The organism is Microbispora sp. H10885 (genome assembly GCF_014161415.1).
GTDB lineage: Bacteria > Actinomycetota > Actinomycetes > Streptosporangiales > Streptosporangiaceae > Microbispora > Microbispora triticiradicis.
Genome location: NZ_JABBWY010000009.1, coordinates 126,394 through 141,213 on the forward strand (window position 1 = coordinate 126,394; position 14,820 = coordinate 141,213).

Genomic DNA, 14,820 nt, shown 5'->3' on the forward strand with positions numbered 1-14,820 from the left:
GGAACCGCCTGCGGCGAGGACGGCGGCGTCTTCGATCGACTGGCCGTGCTGGGGCGGGTTCGGGCGGTTTGGGCTGCTTGTCCCCGCCCCCTGCTTAGCCCTTTTCGAAGCGGACGACCTCTTCCAGCACCATGCGCATGCCGGCGATCCGATCCCGGCCGAGGTGCTGCGCCCACCGCCGCTCGATGTCCCCGAGGATCCGCGCGGCGGCAACCCGCGCCTTCATTCCCCGTTCGGTCAGTCGGATGATCTTGGCACGGTGGTCGTCGGGATCGATCGTCCTCTCGACGTAGCCGTGCCGTTCGAGCTCGGTAACCACCTCACCGAGTGCCTGCTTGGAGAGCCCCGAGCGTTCAGCGAGCACGGTCAGCCGCGAGCCCTCGGCATCGATGAACCGGAAAACGGCGCCGTGACTGTAACGGATCCCCTCGAATCCCTCCGCATCGAGCCGCCGGTGCAGCTCCGCGAGCGTGACTTCCTTGGCCTGCGTGAACAAGGCGGGAAGTGGGATCTCGCTCGCACCTTGGTCGCCCTGCCTTCCGGTGCGCGTCATCATCCCGAGTGCCCCTTCTTCCGCCGCGATTCGTCAGGCGACTTGACAATACCGCGCCGAATGATAGTACGGTCGCCTTACTATTTGCGTCCGCTCCGGCTGATCGAGCGCCAATGGCGACAACCCAGAGGGAATGATCATGAGCAGTTCAAGGCCCCAACGCTTCCAGCCCGCCGACATAGACCCAGCCGAGGTCAAGGCCCTGGCTGAGCGGGTGAGAGGTCCGGTGCTCACACCCGAAGCCGAGGGCTACGACACCGAACGGGCCGGGTATCAGCTCGCTCGTCAGCATCGGCCCGACCTCGTGGTCGGCGCGACCGGAACCGCGGACGTGCGGGCCGCGGTGGAATTCGCGAGAAGTCACGCGCTCCCGGTGGCCGTGCAGGGCACCGGACATGCGTCAGCCGGCATCGCCGGTGAGGGTGGAGTGCTGATCAACACCACTCGGATGACGGGTGTCCGATTGAACCTCGAGGCGAACACGGCCTGGGTGGCAGCCGGAACCCGATGGGACGAAGTGATCCACGAGGCCGCGCCTGCCGGGTTGGCGCCGTTGTCAGGCTCCTATCCGGGCCTCGCCGTGGTGGCCTACACCCTGGCAGGAGGGCTCAGTCTGCTTTCCCGGCGCTACGGTTACGCCGCCGATCACGTACGCAGCCTCGACGTCGTCACAGCGGACGGCCGACTACGGCATGTCACCGAGAAGTCCTACCCGGACCTGTTCTGGGGACTGCGCGGCGGCCGGGACAACTTCGGTGTGGTGACCGGCATCGAGATCGGTCTCGTGCCGATCACCACCCTCTACGGCGGATCACTGCAGTTCCCCGGTGAAGTGGCCGCCAAGGTGTTCGACACCTACCTACGCTGGACGGCCAACATGCCCGATGAGATGAGCTCGTCGATCATGCAGATGTCCTACCCGGACATCCCTGCGTTCCCGGAGGCCTTGCGAGGCCGGCAGGCCGTCCACGTCCGCATCGCCTACGCCGCGGACGTACTCGATGCCGCCGAGAACCTGGTCAAGCCGTTGCGGGCACTCGGCCCGATGAGTGACACCCTCGGCGTACTGCCCTACACGGAAGCCGGGTCCATCTACGCCGATCCACCCTTTCCCGGATTCATCGAGGCCGGCACCACCTTGCTCGGCGAGCTCGACACCACGGCGGTACGCACCATCCTCGATCTGGCCCCACCCCACGCGCCGCTGCCGCACATCTTCGAACTGCGTCACCTCGGCGGCCGACTTGCCCTCCCGCCGACCGTCGCCAACGCCGTGGGCCACCGAGACGCGCGCTACCTGTTCAACGTGGTCTCCCGGCTGGAACGAGCCGACATCACCGAAATCCGGCCGGCGCACAAACGCATGCTCGAAGCGCTCACCCCGTGGAGCACCGGCGGCCGCCTTCTGAACTTCATGAACGGCGAGGACGCCGCCAAGGAGGTGCGCTCAGCTTACGAGCGCGACGACTACCAGCGCCTCACCGAAATCAAGGCCGTCTACGATCCTGAAAACACTTTCCGGCTCAATCACAACATCCCACCTGCCAAGCCGTGAACCCCGCATAGCGCGACCGCGTTGGCGACGAGACCCAGACCCGCACCCGCCCCAACCGAAACCGGGCGATGTCCTCCACCCGCCGCAACGCCCGCACCATCAGCCGTCTTCTCGCTTCGCGGTACGCCGGGTACCTTGCTGGTTCGCTAACCTTCCCACCAGATCCACAGGTAAGGTACGCGCGGTTGTAAGCGGAAGGCTCGCGGTGAACGACTCGGTCAAACCTCCGGGGGCGGGGCGTACACGGCGGCGCGGCGCCTCCTTGGAGGAGGCGATCCTGCGCGCCGCGGTGGACGAGATGCTCGAATCGGGGTACGCCGGGCTGACCATGGACAAGGTCGCCACCCGCGCCGGCACCAACAAGAACGCCATCTACCGCCGCTGGCCCAGCCGTCTCGCGCTCGGCATCGCCGCCTACCGGCAACTGGTCACGGCGGTGCAACCGCCCGACACCGGCGACGTGCGCGGCGACGTCCTGGAGATGCTGCGCCGGGCCAACCGCCACTGGAGCTCCCCCCTCGGCGCGATCCTGCGCGAGCTGATATCGGCCGCCGGCGGCGCGCAGGAGTTCCTCACGCAGTTGCCGGAGCAGTCCGGCGACGCCGCGGCCGCCGCCTGGCTGACGATCCTGGGGCGGGCGGTCGCGCGCGGCGAGGCGTCCCCCGAGGCGCTCCATCCCCGCGTCGCCACGGTGGCCGTCGTCCTGCTGCGCAACGAGTTCGTCGTACGCGGGGTGCCCACCGCGCCCGACGACGTCCTCGTCGAGATCGTCGACGAGGTGTACCTGCCTCTGGTGCGAGGCCGCGGCACCGCGCACCATGGCGGGGACGACGGGTGACGACCGAAGGGCGGTGCCGATGTCCGGCGCGCAGTTGTACGACACCATCGGTGCCGCCTACACGGTGACACGGCGCACCGAACCGCGCATCGCTGAGCGGATATGGGCCGCGCTCGGCGATGCCCGGACCATCCTGAACGTCGGGGCGGGGACCGGGTCCTACGAACCCCCCGACCGCCATGTGCTCGCGGTGGAACCGTCGGCGCTCATGCGTTCGCAGCGCGCTCCGGAGGCGGCGCCGTGCCTGGCCGGGTCTGCCGAGAACCTGCCGTTCGCCGACCGGTCCTTCGACGCCGCGATGGCTGTCTCCTCCGTTCATCACTGGCAGGACCCGATCGCCGGCCTGCGCGAGATGCGGCGGGTCGCGCGCCGGGTGGTGGTGTTCACGCACGACACCAGTGACGCCGGATGGCTTCGCCGGTTCTGGCTCACCCGCGACTACCTGCCTGAGGTCGCGGACCTCCGCACCGGCCGGCCTTCGGTAACCGAGTTGGCCGGTGCGATCGGTGCCCGGATGGAGCCGGTGCTCATTCCGTGGGACTGCGCCGACGGCTTCTTCGAGGCGTACTGGCGCCGGCCGGAGGCGTACCTGGACGAGAACGTCCGTCGCGGGATATCGGTCTGGGCCAGGGTCGGGCCGGATGCCGAGCGGCGTGCGGTGCACAGCCTCCGTGACGACCTCGCATCCGGCCGGTGGGCCGAGCGCAACCGAGAACTCCTCGATCTCGAGGCGGCCGAGCTTGGCCTTCGCCTGCTGGTCGCTTGAACCCCCGCAGTCTCCAGCCCGTGAGAACAGCCACCACGCCGGCGGCGACGCGGCGAGTCGGGGTGTCGGTAAGACTCGTGCAGCTTCTTCGCGTACCCGCTCAGATCGGTCAACGGCGCACCCGATAGCGCAGGTGAAGCACCCGGTTGCCCTGAATCACCACGTCAGGATCCTCCAACAGGTGCTGCGCGTGGATCGACCCGAAGTAGCGCTTGCCGGACCCGAACACGACGGGTACGACGTCCATGCGCACCTCGTCGATCAGGCCTGCGGCAAGCACCTGGCCACCGACGTCGCCGGCGGCGACCTCGATCAAGCGGTCACCCGCGAGCTCCTGCGCCTTGGCCACGGCTGCCTCGACGCCGTCGACGAAGTGAAACGGCGCCTGGGGGTCCCAGCCCTCGGGCATCGGCCGGTGCGACACGACGACAACGTGGTCGATGCCGCTCGGCGGCTTGCCGTCCCAGCCGTCCGTCAGGTCGAAGACGTGGCGGCCGACGATCGTGACTCCGATCTGGTCCCAGTACGCCCTGGTGTAGTCGTAGGACGTCTGCGACACCTTCAGCTCGCCGCTCTCGTCCAATGGGACGTCACCGCTGGACAACCAGTCGAACAGCGGCCCGGGCTGGTCATTCTCGTCCGCGACGAAGCCGTCCACCGACACCGAGCTGTACATGACCACCTTGCCCACGGGGCTCTCCTCTGCTTCGGGGTGCCCCAAATTAGCGTGTCGTGAGCTGTCGCTCTTGTAAGAAATCAATCGGCCGGCAGCGGCCAGCCGTCCATCACGTGGCCGGGATGTTCGCGCAGGAACCGCCGCCGGACTTCGACGTACCGGGTCGGCGTGAGCCCGGTGAACGCCCGGAACTCGTGGCCGAAGTGGGCCTGGTCGAAGTAGCCCGCGCCACCGGCGAGGTCGCCCCAGTCGATCGGTCCGGCGGGGTCGATCGCGAACACGGTGGCGGCGAAGCGGTAGGTGCGGGCCAGCCGCTTCGGCGTGACGCCGATGAGCTCCTTGAACCGCTGCGTCAGATGGGTGCTGCTGACACCGGCTGCCACGCGCAGGTCGCCGATCGCCACCGCCCCGCTGGTCGCCGCGATGACGCTGCTCGTATGGCGGACCAGTCCCAGGCCGGTGGTCTCGCACAGCCGTCGCATCAGCTCCTCCTCGAGCAGCGTCAGCATCTCGTGCGGTCCGCCCGCCGTGGCCAGCCGGTCTCGCAGCTCGGCGACGGCGGGCCGGCCCCAAACCTGCTCTACCGTCACCGGCCGGTCACACAGCTCGGCCGCGGGCATCGGCAGGAACGGCGCCAGCCCCCACGGCTTGACGTGCACGCCGACGGACCGGGTCCGGAGTGGGTAGCCGAACTCCAAGGCGCGGGTGGGCATGGTGACCACGCAGCCGTCGGCGTACTCGGCCGTCTCGATGTCGGTGGCGGCGCGGATGCGGAACGGCGCCCCGAGGTTGACGATGAGCAACGCCGCCGGCATCGGCGGCAGCGTCAGCCGGGCGTACGGCGGCGCACCCTCCAGGTAGTAAAGGTCGTCGATCAGCCTGTCCAGCGGCGGTCGCGGCACTCTGGACACGTACTCCACGTCGACAGTATCGCCGACGCCCCGCCGGCATCGAGCGCCGAGACGGTCCAGCCGCGCTGCCGCCGGAACGGGTGAGCGTCCGGCGTTACGCAGTCGGCAGGTCGGTACGACTCCTCGCGTCGGCACCGACGTCGGACATGGTGAAGTAGGCGGCGCTCTCCGCGTCCGCCGTGAGTTCGGGGTCGGGAGCGGTGGCGAGCTGACGCGCGATGCGGGTACGAAGCAGCGAGCGCACCTCGGCCAGATTGACGATCTGGGGAGCGAACCCGCGCGGGTCCAATCCCAGCCGCACCATGTCGATCGGCGGCCGCAGCAGGTCGGGGGCGACATTCGCGAGGAACGGGTCGATGGCTCGGTTGGCCATCGCGATGTTCCGTCCACGATCGATGACCAGCGCCGGGTACGGCTCGCGGTCTCCATCAGGCTGACGTGACGGGCTGAGACGTCGGCGGCGATCGCGAGATCGAGCTGGCTGAGCGGCCGGCGATGCCGCCACTGCCGTAACAGTTCCCCGATCGTGTACACGACCGTCGATGCTACGCATCGCGGCGCGCTGCGCCATGAAATGCGAGTTCATGACGTGGTGGGAACCCGCTGATCACTGACCCGGCCACAAGCCGAGAGCCGCGGTCGTGAACACGAGACCCCGGTCATAGGGGCCCGGGTTCGCCGCGGCTCTGAGGCTTCTTGGTCGAGTATTCCTGCGGGGATCTCGTCAGGAGGCGAGTTCGGCGGGGTAGACCGGGTAGCCGTACCCGGCGACCTGCCAGGTGGGGCGGGTGCGGGCCTCGACGGCTCCGTTCCCGGTGTTGCCCTCGACGGTGCGGATGGTGCCGTTGCCGTTGTCCCTGACGACGAAGCCGACGTGCTGGATGTCGCCGATCTTCTTGCTGCCGCTCCAGCTGAAGAACACCACGGCCCCGGGCTTGGGCGTACGGCCCCAGCGGCCGTGGTCGGCGAACCAGCGGGCGTGCTCCACGGTGTAGGCGTCGGAACCCATGACCGGCTGGATGCCGAGCTGCTGGCCGACCCAGGAGACGAACATGTCGCACCAGGGGGCGTTCTCGTACTCTTCCAGCGCCCCGCCGTCCCGCGCAAGGGTCTCGCGGGCGCGCGGGCTGGTCATGTACCACTCCTGGAACTTGGTCCCGCCGCCGTCGGCGTCCTCGCTGATGCCGACCTGGCTCGCGGCCAGCTTGATGACGTCCTGGGGGCCGACCTTGGGCAGCCGGGCGGCGATCTCGGTCAGGGACGGCGCGGCTACAGCGGCCGTGCCCTTGCCGGCCGCCGGGTTGTCCGCCGCCTGCGCGGCGGGCGGGGCGATCGCCACGGCCGAGGCGAGGACTCCGCCGGCGAGGGCCGTGCGCAGACAGGTCGTGAGGGCGTGCATGATGGGCGGACTCCCTTTGCTTCCATGCTGCCGACCGGGTTAGCTGACGGGTTCGGGCTGGAAGTCGCCCTACGGCAGGTATGCCGATTCACCCCAGGAAGAGGTTGGGTCCCCGGCTCCGCTTGCGCGGATTAGGCAGCCGAACGGCAGGCCGAGATCGGCCGGCCGCGTCGGTGTGAGGTGGGCTTTCTTGACCACTGAGATGAGCAAGTGGGCCCCGAGTTGCCCAAAACGTAATAGACGCGTCCAAACCAGTCAAGTCATGACAAGTCGGGTTTTACCTGGTGAGATGCCGGGCGGGCGGGGGCAAAGAACGGGTCCGCCCGCCCCGCCGGGGTTGCCGCGTTCCCCTTCTTCTCCTCTGCTCACACCTCTGTTCGCTCACAGCGAACGCGCCTCGCTGACCTGGGGGGAGGCCGAACCACGTGCTGGTGGCATGGCTGAGCGCCTGGGGTGAAGTGCAACGCGGCCCCGTGACCTTCGAGGTGCGCGTTGGCATCGATCGACCGCACCAGTCGGGAGTCGCCCGGCTACACCACGCCGGACCGGATGGCGGCCAAGATCCGCACAACCACCTGCCGTTGTGCGAGCAGTACTACAAGTCGCGCCGGGCAGTGCTGTTCACGCCGGTGTACGCCGCCGTCCCCGCGCGGGGACGAGGCGGCGCGGCGCCGCCGGCTCGGAGACGACCATCGTCCTCATGGCGTCACCCCGGGCGGTGCGGTCAATCGCAGGACGGGTACGGCCATGGGCCGTTCAGGTAGTTGAACATGGCGTTCCAGCTGTAGTACCAGTCCTCCGTGTCGGACTGGCACGCGATGAAGTTGTAACCGAAACTGCCCGAGCCGTCGTCGGGGTAATTGGTGAAGAGCGTGCTGTGGAAGACCAGAAACCATTTCGCCCTGTTGCCGTTGTGTGCCCAGCACAGGGCTTTCAGGGTCTGGTCGCCCATGATTCCGGCCTCCTCCAGGTGTTGGAGAGCCGGCCATATTTCAGTCAGATCCCTGGGACGGTCCCAGCCGGCGATGGGCAGAAAATCTCCGCTGTTCGGTTCGAGGACGGCGACCCGGTTTCCCGCGGTGAGCCAGTAGTAGCCGTTGCCGTCGGTCGTGGCGCAGGAGATTCCGTTGGCCCAGTGGTCTTTCTCTTCTTGACCGAAGTCTCCGCGGTCGATCCGGCCGAGCCCGGTCCACGTCTCCGTCAGTCTCGACGGCGACCAGGTGAGAGAGTCTCCGTAGCCGTTCGTTCTCGCGCAGTACGGGCCGTTGAACAGCCACCACATTCCGGTGCGGGGGACGAAGGTGCACGTGTCCAGCCCGCTGTCGAACTCCGCATGGCCCTGGAGGCAGGGCCATCCGTAGGTACTCCGGAAATCCCGGGGGTTGACGTGCATGGAGTTCCCGTCGTACTCGGTGGAGAAGTAGATCGACGACACCGAGGACTCGTCCGGATTCGAATTGGTGGCGGTGAAGGCCCAACGCTTGTTGTAGAGGCTGATGGAGTTGACAGTCCACCACCGCAGGCCGTTCACGGTGGCCGGGGGGTCCCATCCTCCCGGGGGGACGTAGCCCTCGTCCGGCTCCGGCATCACGGTAGGATCGGGGATATATCCCACCAGTTTGACCCTTCCGTCTGATACGCCGTTCGACACCACCTTGATCGACTCCGCCTCGGCGTCGATATAGATACTTATCGCCTCGAAGAGCGGCGCGAGTTCTTCGATCGCCTCCATGGACGCGTTCAGAAGCTGATCGAAGAGCTTCTCCATGCCGTCGATCCAGATGACCGCCTGTTTGCTCAAGTGAATGGTGTAGCGGAGGCCGTCCAATTCGGTGTAGACGTCTCCGCTGATGTCGGCATTCCCGGTGTCGGCCCTGCGAGGACGCGGGCGGTGCACGAGCGTTCCATCGACAGGTTGATCGGGAAGCGGCATGGCGTCTCCTCCAGGACCGTCACGGACGTGCGCTCGGCAGCGCGCGAGATACGACAAATCACACGGCTGTCATTACATCGAGTTTATGAGCGGTGATGCGCCTGTACAAGGGTTCTGCGACAGGCGGCCGAGCCTCCGCAAAATCCCACCGGGCGCCCCACTCCATGACCTCGACGTTTCCGCTGCTCAGAGATATGCGCTGGATTTTCGGCGGATACCGCACCGACCCGAGGCCCGAAATTACGTCTTCCGGCATCTCATTACCGGCCTGATATGCACGCCCGCAACCGGACATCGTCACAGACCGGGCCAATCCCGCGATCCTCATGCGTCCCAATGGTTCTTGCCGAAAAAACAACGCTGAGCGGCGACGGCCCAGCTCATAGGGGAAATCACGTCGCGCTGGATTCCTTCTCATGTTCCCGCGGCATTCGCGTGACGGTCACGGGTGAGGGGTGCTGTACCGCCTACGACACCGGTTCGCGCCTGCGACGTACCGGCCGCCGGCGTGTGACACGTTTCGCTCGCACTCCGGTCGCCCCTACCTGGGCAGACGTACGGTGACCACCAGGCCGCCCTCCGGGCGGGCGCGGGCGTCGGCCGTGCCGCCGTGCGCGACCGCGATGGCGCGGACGATGGACAGCCCGAGCCCGGCGCCGCGGGCGGACCGGATCCGGTCGCCGCCGTGCCGCCGGAACGGCTCGAACAGGTCACCGACCTCGTACGGCGGCACCGGCGGCCCCGTGTTCTCCACGGTCAGGCACGCCCCGGCGTCGTCCTCACGCAGGCGGACCCAGACCTCCCCGTCCCGCACGTTGTACTTGACGGCGTTCTCCAGCAGGTTGACCAGGCAGCGTTCCAGGAAGAGCGGATCTCCGTGCGCGACGGCCGGGCACAGGTCCTCGTGGACGGTTACCTTCCCGCGGCGCGGCTGCGGGCCGATCTGCTCCATCGCCGTACGGACGACCTCCCGCAGGTCCACCGGCCTGCGGGTGGTGATCTCCTGCTCCGACTGCGCCAGCATGAGCAGCCCGTCGATCAGCCGCTCGTACCGGGCGGTGGCGCCCAGCAGGGCCCGCGCCAGCGCCTTGAGGTCCTCCGACGCCGCGGGCTCCTCCAGCGACACCTCCAGCACCGTGCGGTTGACCGCCAGCGGGGTGCGCAGCTCGTGGGAGGCGTTGGCGATGAAGCGGCGCTGGGCGTCGAAGACGCGGTGCAGCCGGTCGAGCATCGCGTCGAAGGTGTCGGCCAGCCGCTTGACCTCGTCCTGCGGGCCGCGCAGGGCGATCCGCTCGTGCAGCGTGCTCTCCGACAGCCGCTGCGCGGTCTCGGTCACCCGGTCGAGCGGGCGCAGCGCGCGGTCGGCCACCAGGTAGCCCAGCACCACCGCGACCACCCCGACGAGGATCATCACGATCAGCGACGACCGGAGCACCTCGTCCAGCACGTCGGCCGCGCCCTGCTCGACGTCGGTGCGGATGCGCCGCGCGACCACGTCCGTGCCGAGCACGCCGCCGGGCAGGGTGTCACCTGGCAGCGTGTCACTGGGCAGGGTGGAGCCGGGCAGGGCGGAGCCGGACACCGCGGGGGTGGGGCGCGCGCCGCCGGTCACCTTGTCCACCGCCACGACGAACCGCTGGTTGAGCGCCCGGGCGGTCAGCAGGTGGGTGAACCACAGCAGCACCGAGCCCGCGACGAAGAACAGCCCGCCGTACAGCAGGGTGAGCCGTGTCCGCAGCCCCAGCCTGCGCCACACCAGCAGACGCCGGGTCACAGGCGGTACCCCCGGCCCGGGACGTTCTCGATGACCGGGGGGTCGCCCAGCTTCCTGCGCAGCGAGGTGAGGGTGACGCGCAGCACGCCCGTCCCGGCGCCGGCGTGCTCGTCCCACACGCTCGCGCGCAGCCGCGCCGAGCTGACCAGTCCGCCGCCGGCGCGCATCAGCTCGCGCAGCACGTCGAACTCGCGGCGGCCCAGCGCCACCTGCCGTCCGTCCCGGGTCACCGTACGGCGGGCCGGGTCGAGCCGGATCCCGGCCCGCTCCAGCACCGGCGGCGCGGCCCGGGGCGAGCGCCTGGCCAGTGCCCGGACCCGCGCCACCAGCTCGGCGAACGCGAACGGCTTGACCAAATAGTCGTCGGCGCCCAGGGCCAGACCGCCGACCCGGTCCCGCACGCGCCCCGCCGCGGTCAGCATGAGGATCCGGCTCGCGCCGCTCGCGGCGGCCAGCTCCCGGCACACCTCGTCCCCGTGCACGTCGGGCAGGTCGCGGTCGAGCACCACCACGTCGTAGTCCACGTAGGCGGTCAGCTCCAGCGCCTCCCGGCCGTCGTAGGCCACGTCCACCGCGATCGCGTGCAGCCGCAGCCCCCGGGCGACGGCGTCGGCCAGTTGTTCCTCGTCCTCGACCACCAGCACCCGCATCCTCGCCTCCCGCTCGGCACCGACAGTGACGCACGCGGTGTTAGGCGCGGATAAGCGAAGCCTCCCGGACGCCCGGCGGGCTCCTCCTTATCCGTGTTTAGCACCGGCTGCGCTGGAGTTGGGCCCCGTCCCGGGCGAAGGCCCCGGGGGAGGAGGAACGACCATGCGCTCACGACCCGTACGGGCGGGGCTGTGCCTGGCCCTGGCGACGACTCTGGTGACGGTGGCCGGCTGCGGCGACGCCCCGGACGGCGACGGAATCGCCGCCGCCGGCGGCGGCGCGACAGGGACCACGGCCGCGCCGTCCGCCTCGGCGAGCACGGACCTGCGCGAGGCCCAGCTGAAGTTCGCTCAGTGCATGCGCGAGCACGGCGTCGACATGCCCGATCCCGACGCCCAGGGCCGCGTCCAGATCCGCGCCCGGAAGGGGGAGGAGGCGACGACCCGCGAGGCCATGCGAGCCTGCGAGCACTTCATGAAGAACGCCGTCGGCGACCGGGCGGGCGCCGACGACCCCCAGGAACGCGACCGGATGCTCAAGTTCGCCCAGTGCATGCGCGAACACGGCATCGACATGGCCGACCCCAAGCCCGGCGAGGGACTCCTCGTCAAGGTCAAGCCGGGCCAGGAGAAGACGATGGAGGCGGCGCAGAAGGCGTGCGAGGAGTTCGCGCCGGGGGAGCGGCCGTGACGCGCCGTGCCCTGGTGCTCGCCGGGGCGGGCGTCCTGGCACTGGCCGCAGCGGGGACGGCCGTCGCCGTGGCGGGCGGCGGCCCGTCCGGAGGGCCGGGTGGAGGAGCCGGCGCGGCCGGGCCCTCCACGCCGGCCGTCCCCGCCACCACCCCGATCACCCGGCAGGACCTGGTGGACACCAAGACCGTGGAGGGATCGCTCACCTACTCCGGGGAGCGGCGGATCGTCACCGACGCCCGGGGCGTCGTGACCTGGGTGCCCGCCGAGGGAGCGGTCGTCCGCCGGGGGCGCCCGCTGCTGCGGGTCGCCCGCCGCCCGGTCGTGCTGATGTACGGCACGCTGCCGCTCTACCGTACGCTCCGGCAGGGCGTCGCCGACGGGCCGGACGTCGAGCAGCTCGAACGCAACCTCAAGGTCCTCGGCTACGGCGGCGACCTGACGGTGGACGACCACTTCAGCTACGCCACCTACCTCGCCGTCAGGCAATGGCAGGACGACGCCGGGCTGCCGCGGACCGGGCAGGTGGACGCCACCCAGGTGGTGTTCCTGCCCGCCGCCGCCCGGGTGACCGAGGCCAGGGCCGAGGTCGGCGCCAGGACCGCCCCGGGGCAACCGGCCCTGGTCGTGTCGGGCCTGCGCCGCCTCGTCCACGTCGACCTGTCCACGAGCGACCAGGCGCTGGTGCGGAAGGGCGCCAAAGTCACCGTGGAGCTGCCCGGCGGTGAACACGTCAGGGGCAGGGTGACCTCGGTCGGCACGGTCGCCAAGGCGGCCTCGCAGGGTGAGGGACAGGACGAGGACAGCACCGTCGACGTGGACATCACGCTGGCCAAGACCCCCAGAACCCGGCTCGACAGGGCGCCCGTGCAGGTGGAGCTGGTCAGCGAACGCCGCCGCGACGTGCTGGCCGTGCCGGTGGAGGCGCTGCTCGCGCTGCGCGAGGGCGGCTTCGGCGTAGAGGTGGCCGAGGGAGGCTCGACCCGGATCGTGCCGGTGGAGACCGGCGCCTTCGGCGGCGGCATGGTCGAGATCACCGGCGCCGGGCTCGCCGAGGGCATGAAGGTCGGGGTGCCCGCCCCGTGAACCGGCCACCGAACGAGCCCACCCGCACCGGCGGGCCGTACGTCGTGGAACTGCGCGAGGTGACCCGGACCTACGGCGGCGTGCGGGCGCTGCGCGGAGTGGACCTGCTCGTCGAGCGGGGCGAGCTGGTGGCCGTCGCCGGGCCGTCCGGGTCGGGGAAGTCGACCATGCTCCACCTGATCGGCACGCTCGACCGGCCCACCACCGGCACCGTGCGGATCGCCGGGCACGACGTGCCGGGGCTGTCGGACCGGGAGCTGTCCGCGCTGCGCGCCCGCCACCTGGGGTTCGTCTTCCAGCAGTTCCACCTCGCCCCCGGGGTCGCCGCGCTGGACAACGTCGCCGACGGGCTCCTCTACATGGGCGTCCCGCCGCGGGCCCGGCGCGAGAAGGCCGCCGCGGCGCTGGAACGCGTGGGCCTCGGCCACCGCCTCGGCCACCGTCCCCACCAGCTGTCGGGCGGCGAGCAGCAGCGTGTGGCGGTGGCCCGCGCGGTGGCGGGCGACCCGCCGCTGCTGCTCGCCGACGAACCGACGGGCAACCTCGACTCGGCGGCCGGGGCCGAGGTGCTGGCCGTCCTGCGGGACCTGCACGCCTCCGGCACCACGATCCTGGTCATCACCCACGACGCGGAGATCGCGGCGTGGTGCCCGCGCCAGGTGCGCGTCCGCGACGGGCGGATCGCCGACGACGACGGCCCGGGAACGGGCCGCCGCCCGCCCGGGCCCGTCCCCGCGACCGCGAAGGGAGCAGCACGATGACCGGCGAGACGACCGGCGAGACGACCGGCGGGCGGCTCGTCCCCGCCCGGCTCGGGCCCTCCGACGTCCTGCGGACCGGTATGGCCGGGCTGCGCACCCGCCCCGCCCGGGTGATCCTGTCCGCGCTCGGCATCGCCATCGGCATCGCGACCATGATCGCCGTGCTGGGCGTGTCGGCCTCCTCCCGGGAGGAACTGCTGCGCCGCCTCGACCGGCTCGGCACCAACCTGCTGACCGTCTCGCCGGGCCGCACGCTCTTCGGCGAGCAGGCGAAGCTGCCGGAGGAGGCGCTGCGCATGGTCCGGCGCATCGGACCGGTCCGCACGGCGTCGGCGACCGGGGTGGTCGACACGACGATCCGGCGCACCAACCACATCCCCGAGGCGGTGACCGGCGGCATCGCCGTCCAGGCCGCCACGTCCGGCCTGCTCGCCACCCTGGAGGGCCGGGTGACCGCGGGCACCTGGCTGAACGCCGCCACCGAGACGCGGCCCGCCGTCGTGCTGGGCGCCAGGGCCGCCGAACGCCTCGGCGTCACCCGGACCGGCGTACGGGTCTGGATGGGCGAGCGGTGGTTCACGGTCGTCGGCATCCTCGGCCCGATGCCGCTCGCCCCCGAGATCGAACGCTCGGCGCTGGTCGGCTTCCCCGCCGCCGCCGACTACCTGGGCTTCGACGGCCACCCGACGACGATCTACGAACGGTCGGCCGAGGAGTCGGTGGAGGCCGTACGGGCCGTGCTGCCGCGCACGGTCAACCCGGAGAACCCGGAGGAGGTGACGGTGAGCAGGCCCTCGGACGCGCTCGCCGCCCGGGCGGCCGCCGCGAGCGCCTTCACCGGCCTGCTGCTGGGCCTCGGCGCGGTGGCCCTGCTCGTCGGCGGGGTCGGCGTCGCCAACACCATGGTGATCTCGGTGCTGGAGCGGCGCAGGGAGATCGGCCTGCGCCGCTCGCTCGGCGCCACCCGCGGGCAGGTGCGCCTGCAGTTCCTCACCGAGTCGCTGCTGCTGTCGGCCCTCGGCGGGCTGGCGGGGACGGTGCTCGGCGGCCTGGCGACCATCGCCTACGCGCTGGCCCGGGGCTGGCCGCCGGTGGTGCCGCCCTGGGCGTTCGCAGGGGCGGCCGGCGCCGCGCTGGTCATCGGCACGATCGCCGGTCTCTACCCGGCGATGCGGGCCGCCCGGCTGCCGCCGACGGCCGCGCTGTCGGCCACCTGATGACCGGCCAC

Annotated in this window: 15 protein-coding genes and 1 riboswitch; of the genes, 7 read left to right on the forward strand and 8 right to left on the reverse strand. The window is 70.5% G+C overall.

Annotated features, from left to right (window positions below; genetic code table 11):
* Window positions 1-94 precede the first annotated feature (94 nt).
* Window positions 95-556 (reverse strand): MarR family winged helix-turn-helix transcriptional regulator, encoded by a 462-nt coding sequence (locus HHX37_RS24160; protein ID WP_182886879.1) that lies wholly within the window; start codon window positions 554-556, stop codon window positions 95-97.
* A gap of 136 nt (window positions 557-692) precedes the next feature.
* On the opposite strand from HHX37_RS24160, the gene HHX37_RS24165 reads away from it, so the two are divergent.
* From HHX37_RS24165 to HHX37_RS24175, 3 genes are all read left to right on the forward strand, one after another.
* Window positions 693-2,108: an FAD-binding oxidoreductase gene (locus HHX37_RS24165; protein WP_182886880.1), complete on the forward strand. Its 1,416-nt coding sequence runs from the start codon at window positions 693-695 to the stop codon at window positions 2,106-2,108.
* Window positions 2,109-2,370: 262 nt separating this feature from the next.
* Complete coding sequence (locus HHX37_RS24170) at window positions 2,371-2,946, forward strand: TetR/AcrR family transcriptional regulator (RefSeq protein WP_259403588.1); 576 nt, start codon at window positions 2,371-2,373, stop codon at window positions 2,944-2,946.
* Window positions 2,947-2,965: 19 nt separating this feature from the next.
* A complete protein-coding gene (locus HHX37_RS24175; RefSeq protein WP_220503097.1) occupies window positions 2,966-3,712 on the forward strand; it encodes a class I SAM-dependent methyltransferase in 747 nt (248 codons plus the stop codon).
* 109 nt (window positions 3,713-3,821) lie between these two features.
* Here HHX37_RS24175 and HHX37_RS24180 read toward each other — a convergent pair whose 3' ends face one another.
* The 7 genes from HHX37_RS24180 to HHX37_RS24210 form a co-directional block, all read right to left on the reverse strand.
* Window positions 3,822-4,403, reverse strand: coding sequence for a dihydrofolate reductase family protein (locus tag HHX37_RS24180; protein ID WP_182880970.1), 582 nt, complete (start codon window positions 4,401-4,403; stop codon window positions 3,822-3,824).
* Between the two features lie 65 nt (window positions 4,404-4,468).
* On the reverse strand, window positions 4,469-5,308 hold the full coding sequence (locus tag HHX37_RS37885; protein ID WP_220503098.1) for a helix-turn-helix domain-containing protein: 840 nt from the start codon (window positions 5,306-5,308) through the stop codon (window positions 4,469-4,471).
* 85 nt (window positions 5,309-5,393) lie between these two features.
* Complete coding sequence (locus tag HHX37_RS37070) at window positions 5,394-5,672, reverse strand: hypothetical protein (RefSeq protein ID WP_259406720.1); 279 nt, start codon at window positions 5,670-5,672, stop codon at window positions 5,394-5,396.
* Between the two features lie 351 nt (window positions 5,673-6,023).
* Window positions 6,024-6,698 carry a CHAP domain-containing protein gene (locus HHX37_RS24195; protein WP_182880968.1) on the reverse strand — a complete coding sequence of 225 codons (675 nt, stop codon included), beginning with the start codon at window positions 6,696-6,698 and terminating at the stop codon, window positions 6,024-6,026.
* A 13-nt stretch (window positions 6,699-6,711) separates the two neighbouring features.
* Window positions 6,712-6,846, reverse strand: a riboswitch (cyclic di-AMP (ydaO/yuaA leader).
* A gap of 576 nt (window positions 6,847-7,422) precedes the next feature.
* Entirely contained in the window at window positions 7,423-8,631 is a 1,209-nt protein-coding gene (locus HHX37_RS24200; protein WP_182886881.1) for a hypothetical protein, read from the reverse strand.
* A gap of 541 nt (window positions 8,632-9,172) precedes the next feature.
* Entirely contained in the window at window positions 9,173-10,405 is a 1,233-nt protein-coding gene (locus HHX37_RS24205) for a HAMP domain-containing sensor histidine kinase (protein ID WP_310738099.1), read from the reverse strand.
* Window positions 10,402-11,055, reverse strand: a complete 654-nt coding sequence (locus tag HHX37_RS24210; protein WP_111697778.1) for a response regulator transcription factor — start codon at window positions 11,053-11,055, stop codon at window positions 10,402-10,404. The genes HHX37_RS24205 and HHX37_RS24210 overlap by 4 nt, the downstream gene beginning before the upstream one ends.
* Before the next feature lie 163 nt (window positions 11,056-11,218).
* Between HHX37_RS24210 and HHX37_RS24215 the strand changes: the two genes are divergently transcribed.
* From HHX37_RS24215 to HHX37_RS24230, 4 genes are read left to right on the forward strand one after another with little or no spacing between them, the layout of a single operon-like run.
* Window positions 11,219-11,746 (forward strand): hypothetical protein, encoded by a 528-nt coding sequence (locus tag HHX37_RS24215; protein WP_182886882.1) that lies wholly within the window; start codon window positions 11,219-11,221, stop codon window positions 11,744-11,746.
* The gene (locus HHX37_RS24220) at window positions 11,743-12,831 is read left to right on the forward strand and encodes an efflux RND transporter periplasmic adaptor subunit (RefSeq protein WP_310740501.1); all 1,089 of its coding nucleotides are present in this window, start codon (window positions 11,743-11,745) and stop codon (window positions 12,829-12,831) included. Before HHX37_RS24215 ends, HHX37_RS24220 begins: the two co-directional genes overlap by 4 nt.
* Entirely contained in the window at window positions 12,828-13,592 is a 765-nt protein-coding gene (locus HHX37_RS24225) for an ABC transporter ATP-binding protein (RefSeq protein ID WP_182886883.1), read from the forward strand. The genes HHX37_RS24220 and HHX37_RS24225 overlap by 4 nt, the downstream gene beginning before the upstream one ends.
* Window positions 13,589-14,809 carry an ABC transporter permease gene (locus tag HHX37_RS24230; RefSeq protein ID WP_182886884.1) on the forward strand — a complete coding sequence of 407 codons (1,221 nt, stop codon included), beginning with the start codon at window positions 13,589-13,591 and terminating at the stop codon, window positions 14,807-14,809. The genes HHX37_RS24225 and HHX37_RS24230 overlap by 4 nt, the downstream gene beginning before the upstream one ends.
* Window positions 14,810-14,820 lie beyond the last annotated feature (11 nt).